At 66.9% G+C, this 595-nt stretch carries 1 protein-coding gene; it reads right to left on the reverse strand.

The genetic code is table 11. The features are described from left to right. Positions 1 to 294: DUF3717 domain-containing protein (locus tag B2J89_RS21550; protein ID WP_169170843.1), on the reverse strand; the 294-nt coding region annotated here is incomplete at its 3' end. Positions 295 to 595: the final 301 nt, after the last annotated feature.

Consider the following 595-nt stretch of genomic DNA (forward strand, 5'->3'; position numbering starts at 1 on the left):
CACCTCCTCGAAGCTGCGCCCGCAGCCCTTGCACCAGTCGTCGCCCTGGCTGGTCGAGCAGATCGCGATGCAGGGCGTGTCGGGCGTGGTCTCGTACCAGGCGTCCCAGGCCTGCAGCGCCGCTGCCGGGACATCGCGTTCGTCAATCTCGTCGCGGTGCCCGTAGACCAGCAGCGCATAGACCTCGGCCAGCGCGGCCAGCTGCGGCGCCAGCGTGATGCCGTCGGGCGAAGGCGCACGCACGCGCCAGTGGTTGATCGCGGCCTCGATGTCGATGATGTGGAATGCGGCCATGGGCCGGCCATGATAGCGGCGCGGCCCCGCTCCCATGGCCGCCAGGGGTATGCAGAAAAATTGATAGCACGCAGCGCTGGTGTGGCAATGGCCATGGGCCGTTTTCCCGCAAAGACCGCGGCCGGTGAAAGCCCCCAGAGATTGCCAAGCCAGGCCAACCAGTGCTTTAATCGCGGCCCGAAGGGGAGTAGCTCCCACCTCGCTTTTGCAGCGGGGTATCGCCAGGTCGTCAATACGAAGCGCCGCAAGCGCTTCCGGCCTGTCGGGCGGTGCACACACTGTGCCGCTGAGCAAGACCTTC

The organism is Acidovorax sp. SRB_24 (genome assembly GCF_012931925.1).